General features: G+C 68.3%; 6 protein-coding genes. 2 read left to right on the plus strand and 4 right to left on the minus strand.

Features of this window, described 5'->3' with window-relative positions:
* The 4 genes from AC30N0_RS11090 to AC30N0_RS11105 form a co-directional block, all read right to left on the minus strand.
* Positions 1–1,247, minus strand: a 1,247-nt coding sequence (locus AC30N0_RS11090) for a TRAP transporter large permease (RefSeq protein ID WP_489517972.1), incomplete at its 3' end; no start/stop codon positions are given.
* Positions 1,244–1,732 (minus strand): TRAP transporter small permease, encoded by a 489-nt coding sequence (locus AC30N0_RS11095; RefSeq protein ID WP_489517973.1) that lies wholly within the window; start codon positions 1,730–1,732, stop codon positions 1,244–1,246. The genes AC30N0_RS11095 and AC30N0_RS11090, both read right to left, overlap by 4 nt.
* A 70-nt stretch (positions 1,733–1,802) precedes the next feature.
* On the minus strand, positions 1,803–2,795 hold the full coding sequence (locus tag AC30N0_RS11100; RefSeq protein ID WP_489517974.1) for a TRAP transporter substrate-binding protein: 993 nt from the start codon (positions 2,793–2,795) through the stop codon (positions 1,803–1,805).
* Between the two features lie 98 nt (positions 2,796–2,893).
* Positions 2,894–3,745, minus strand: coding sequence for an MOSC domain-containing protein (locus AC30N0_RS11105; protein ID WP_489517975.1), 852 nt, complete (start codon positions 3,743–3,745; stop codon positions 2,894–2,896).
* A gap of 61 nt (positions 3,746–3,806) precedes the next feature.
* Between AC30N0_RS11105 and AC30N0_RS11110 the strand changes: the two genes are divergently transcribed.
* Positions 3,807–4,916, plus strand: coding sequence for an FAD-dependent monooxygenase (locus AC30N0_RS11110; RefSeq protein WP_489517976.1), 1,110 nt, complete (start codon positions 3,807–3,809; stop codon positions 4,914–4,916).
* Positions 4,917–4,925: 9 nt separating this feature from the next.
* Positions 4,926–5,478, plus strand: a 553-nt coding sequence (locus tag AC30N0_RS11115) for a DsbC family protein (RefSeq protein ID WP_489517977.1), incomplete at its 3' end; no start/stop codon positions are given.

Raw genomic sequence — 5,478 nt, forward strand, 5'->3', positions numbered from 1 at the left:
ACGCCGAGCATGGGCATGAGCATGATCATGACGTCCTTGATGACGTAGGTCAGCCTCACCTTGGCGATGGCGCACGAGATCATCAGGCACAGGCCGTACGGCGGCGTCACCAGGCCGAAGGCGAGCGAGATGATGCCGACCATCGCGAAGTGCACCGGGTCCATGCCGACGGCCCGGGCCAGCGGCTCGAGGATGGTGCCGACGATGATGATCGCCGGGATCGCGTCGAGGAAGCAGCCGACGACCAGGAAGCAGAAGGCGATGAAGAAGCCCGTCGCGGTGATGCCCATGCCCCAGCCGCCGACGCCGGCGAGCAGCGCCTTCGGGATCTGGTAGTAGGCGAGCAGCCAGCCGAACGCGCTGGCCGTGCCGACGCAGAAGAGGGCCACGGCGGCAAGGCGGCCGGTGTCGATGAGGGCCGCGTAGAGGGAGCGTCCGTTCAGCTCGCGGTAGACGAAGATCGACAGCGCCGCCGCGTAGAGGACGGCGATGGCCGCCGACTCGGTCGCCGTGAACCAGCCGAAGATCTTGCCGCCGATGATGATCACCGGGGTCATCAGCGCCGGGACCGCCACGAACAGGGCGGCGAACACCTCGCGCAGCGTCGAGCGCGCGTACTTCGGATAGTTGCGCAGCTTGGCGTACACGTGCACGGTGGCCATCTGCACCGCGCCGAGCAGCAGCCCCGGCAGGATGCCGGCCAGGAAGAGGGCGCCGATCGAGACCGACAGTGTCCCACCCCAGACGATCATCAGGATCGAGGGCGGAATGATCACCGCCAGCACCGCCGAGACGGCGGTGATCGCGACCGAGAAGGAGAGGTCGTAGCCTTCCTTGACCTGGGCCTCGATGAAGATCTTGCCTTGGCTCGCCGCATCCGCGGTGGACGAGCCGGAGATGCCGGCGAAGAAGATCGAGAGAACGACGTTCACCTGCGCCAGCCCCCCGGGCAGGTGGCCGACCAGGTTGCGGGACAGGCGCACCAGCCGGTCGGTGATGCCGCCCACGTTCATCAGGTTCGCCGTCAACAGGAAGAACGGCACCGCCATCAGGATGAACGAGTTGTACGACTTGAACGTTTCGTTGAAGAGGATCATGGGCGAGAGCCGCGGCTCGAACCACATGACGGGCAGGCAGGCCAGGCCGAGCGCGAAGGCGATCGGCACCCGGACTGCCATCAGCCCGAAGAAGACTCCGAAGAGGATCAGAGCGGCGATGGCCGGTGACAGCGCACCGCCGCCGCTCATGCGGCGCTCCCCTGGCCACCGGACAGGACGCGCACGTTGTCGATGAACCGCTCGCCGAGGAAGACCACCCAGGTGAAGCCGGCCATCGGCCAGGCGACGAAGATCCAGCCCATCGGCAGCTCGGCAAGCTCGGAGGTCTGGTCCCACCCGAACTGGACGAACTTGATGCCGTACCAGATGAAGACGAGGGCGAAGACGAGCACGAACAGCTGCGCGAGCATGCGCAGGGCCGCATCCGGGCGCGGTTTCAGCGGCGGCCAGAGGTCGACGTCGAAGTGCGCGCCGTCGCGGATGCCGACCATCGAGCCGATCATGATCATCCAGACGAAGAAGAAGCGGGCCATCTCCTCGGTCCAGATCCAGGCCGGGATCAGCGCCGTGTACCTGGAAAAGATCTGGATCGACACCGGGATCACGAGGATCGCCACGGTGGCCACGAGGAGGAGGTTGAGCAGCCGGTAGTAACCGTCGATCAGCTTGCGCATGGGGGCATCTCGTTCGCGCCGGGACGAAAAAAATCCGGCGGAGTGCGCCTCCGCCGGACGGTTCTGGTGCTTACATCCCGTTGATCTTGGCGTAGATCGCCTCGGCGCCGATCTCCTTGGCGTAGTCGGCCATCACCGGATCGACGGCCTTCTTCATGGCGGCGCGGTCGGCGAAGGGAATGCGCTTCAGGCGGCCGGCCTTCTCGAGGGCGTCGAGCTTGGCGGTGTCCTCGCTCGACTCGACCTGGCGGCCGTAGGCGCCGGCCTCCTTGCCCGCCTTCAGGATCGCCGCCTGCAGGTCGGCGGGCAGCTTCTTGTAGGTCTTGCCGGAGAAGGCGATCGGGCGGATCGTGATCGCATGCTCGGTCATGAGCAGGTTCGGCCCGACCTCGTAGAACTTCATCGACTCGACGCCGGCGGCCTCGTTCTCACCGGCGTTGATGACGCCGTTCTGGATCGCGTTGTAGACCTCGTTGTAGGCGATCACGGTCGGCGACATGCCCGTCGCGGCGAAGGTCTTGCTCCAGATCGGTGCGCCCTGGACGCGGACCTTGAGGCCCTTCAGCTCCGCCATGTTGCGGGCCGCCTTGTTGGCGAAGATGTTGCGCGTGCCGCCGCCGGCATAGCCGATCAGCATGACGTCGGCCTTGGCCGCGATCTCGTCGGCGACCGGCTTCAGGATGTCGGCATCGAGCACCTTGTTCCAGTGCGCCAGGTCACGGAACAGGAACGGCGCATCGATGAACGGGGCCGCCTTCGAGAAGGTCGACATGTGCGCCGGCGAGACGATCGCGTAGTCGACCGAGACGCCCTGGTTCATGTAGGCGAAGTAGTCCTTCTCGAGGCCGAGCTCGCTGTTCTTGTGCAGCACGAAGTTGATCGGCTTGCCGTAGTACTTCTTGACCAGTTCCTCGAACTTGGCGAGCGATTTCGTGAAGGCGTGGTCGTCGTTGAACTGGGACGCGCCGTGCAGCGTGAGCGGCGCCTGGGCCAGGGCCGCGCCGGAAAACGCGACGGCACTGACCGCCAGTGCCTGCAGCCAGGATCGAATCGATTTGCGCATGACCACCTCCGAAGACCGAAGCCGAGGCGTCGGATTCTGTCGGACCCCCTGTGTGGGGAGCAGCGTGGATACCCGGGGGCGGGGCTTCGCCGCGCCTGTCAGAGCGCGTACGACGCGCGGCCAGGCATGCCCACCGTCAGGCGCCGGTCGATGCCTTCGACGATGACCGCGTTCATCCCGAAGGTGATGCTGCCGTCGAGGCGCGGGTCGGCGCGGTACTGCGCGAGCACGTCGCCGACCGCGTGACCGGCGGTCCCCGTCGCCGGATCGACATCGGGGATGCCGCAGCGGCTGCACGGCTTGACCAGCTTCATGCGCAGCGGACCGTCTTCGGTGTCGAACGCAATCTCGTCGACGTGGTCCTCGGCGTGGGCGTCGAGCCCGTCGAGGACGATGTTCGGCCGGAAGCGGGCCATCGTCACCGGCTCGGCGCCGGCCGCAGCCAGGCGGCGGTTCACTTCCGCCAGCGACGCCGCGGAGGCGACGAGGAACGGAAACGCATCCTGGAACGCGCACTCGGCCTCGATGGCGCCGGTCCAGCGCCGGTCCGAGAGCCGGCGCACGTCGGGGTCGTGGCGCGCCAGGCGGAGCGGGCGTCCGAGGAAATCGCTGAACCACTGCGCGCACAGGTCGCCCATGTCGAAGGCGGCGAGGCGGTCGTTCCACACCTGGACCTGCGCGGCCGCCTCGACCCGTTCCGGCGACACATGCAAGGCGAGCATCCCGGGCGCGCGCAGGATCATGTCGCCTCCCTTGAAGCTCGTCTGCACCAGCGCCAGGCGCGGCAGCTCTCGCTGCGAGACGAAGACGCCGGCTGCATCGACCACCATCCAGGCGCGGTCGAGGTCGAAGCCGGTCTCGACGACGTCGGCCACGCGCGGCGACGTGCCGGCGCACGACTTGACAGGATAGACGTGCAGCGACTGCACGGTGACGTCGACGTAGCTCATCGGCTTCTGGCCTCGTTCATCGGGCCGCGATTGTCTCCGACGCCCTGCCTAAAATGCGCCGATGCCTTCCTTCGACGTGCAGGTCAACGGCGCCGGCATCGTCGGCAGGAGCCTGGCCTTGTCGCTGGCGCGGCTCGGCCTGTCGGTGGCGCTGCGCTCGCCGCCGGCCCCCGCCGCGCCCCGCGCCGACGTCCGCGCCTTCGCGCTCAACGATGCCTCGGTCACCCTGCTGCGCAGCCTCAAGGTCTGGGACGCGCTGCCGGCCGACAGCGTCACCCCGGTGCACGACATGCGCGTGCGCGGCGACGTCGCCCCCGCCGCGATCGAGTTCTCCGCCTGGGAGCAGCGGGTCGCCGCGCTCGCCTACATCACCGACGCCGGCGCGCTCGAGCAGGAGCTCGACACCGCGCTGCGCTTCGCCGCCCACGTGACGCGCGTCGAGGCCGACGTGCCCGCCGCGCTCCTGGCCCACTGCGAGGGGCGGGCCGCGGCCCGGCTCGCCGGGGTCGATGTCGGGCACGAGACCCACGACTACGGGCAGACCGCGATCGCCGCGCGCCTGGTCGCCAGCCGGCCGCATCGCCATCTCGCCCGGCAATGGTTCCGCCCTCCTGCCGTCCTCGCCCTGCTGCCGTTCGACCGGCCCGAAGCGCGCCGCTCGTACGCACTCGTCTGGTCGCTGCCTTCGGACCGCGCCGACGCGCTGCTCGCCGCCGAACCGGCCGAGTTCGAGCGCGAGCTCGCCGCCGCGAGCGAGGGCGAATCCGGGGAGCTGACGCTGGCGTCCGAGCGCTCCGCCTGGCCGCTGCTGCGCTCGCGCGCCACGCTGCCTTGCGGGCCGGGCTGGGTGCTGGTCGGCGATGCGGCACACGTGGTCCACCCGCTTGCCGGCCAGGGCCTGAACCTCGGCCTGGCCGACGTCGCGGCGCTGGCGGCTGTGATCGCGGCGCGCGAGCCGTGGCGCGGCCTGGGCGACGAACGGTTGCTCCGGCGCTACGTGCGGCAGCGCGCGGCGCCGACCGCCGCCATGCTGCGCATTACCGACGGATTGCAGGGATTGTTCGCCGAGCCCGACTCGCCCCTGCGCGAACTCCGCAACAATGGAATGACTCTCGTCGACCGCATCTCGCCGCTGAAGCGCTGGCTCGCGGCCCGGGCGCTCGATTCCTGAAAGCACGTCATGACGACCTTCCCCCGCGCCATCACCGCTTGTGTGGCCTTTTCGCTGGCCGCCTGCCTGGCCCCCGCCGCCTTCGCCGACGAAGCGACGATCCGCAAGAACATCGCCGAGCGCTTGCCCGACTTCCCGAAGATCGACGAGGTCGCGAAGACCGCGATCCCCGGCGTCTACGAGCTCCGCATCGGCACCGACATCCTCTACACCGACGAGCAGGGCAACCATCTCATCGAGGGCCAGCTCATCGACACCAAGACGCGCGTCAACCTGACCGACGCGCGCGTCGCCAAGCTGACGGCGATCGACTTCAAGAACATTCCCTTGAAGGATGCGCTGGTCTGGAAGCAGGGCACCGGCGCGCGCAAGATGGTCGTCTTCTCCGACCCGAACTGCGGCTTCTGCAAGAAGTTCGAGCGCGATTTGCTGGCGGTGAAGGACGTCACCGTCTATACCTTCCTCTACCCGATCCTGGGCGCCGACTCGACCGAGAAGTCGAAGGCGATCTGGTGCGCGAAGGACAGCACCAAGGCCTACCGGGACTGGATGCTGAAGGGCA

The organism is Rhizobacter sp. (genome assembly GCF_031412495.1).
Lineage (GTDB): Bacteria > Pseudomonadota > Gammaproteobacteria > Burkholderiales > Burkholderiaceae_C > Schlegelella_A.

Excerpts from the sequence above, each read along its gene's own strand:
- AC30N0_RS11095 (WP_489517973.1), bottom strand. The coding sequence starts at position 1,732 with ATGCGCAAGCTGATCGACGGTTACTACCGGCTGCTCAACCTCCTCCTC.
- AC30N0_RS11100 (WP_489517974.1), bottom strand. The coding sequence starts at position 2,795 with ATGCGCAAATCGATTCGATCCTGGCTGCAGGCACTGGCGGTCAGTGCC.
- AC30N0_RS11105 (WP_489517975.1), bottom strand. The coding sequence starts at position 3,745 with ATGAGCTACGTCGACGTCACCGTGCAGTCGCTGCACGTCTATCCTGTC.
- AC30N0_RS11110 (WP_489517976.1), top strand. The coding sequence starts at position 3,807 with ATGCCTTCCTTCGACGTGCAGGTCAACGGCGCCGGCATCGTCGGCAGG.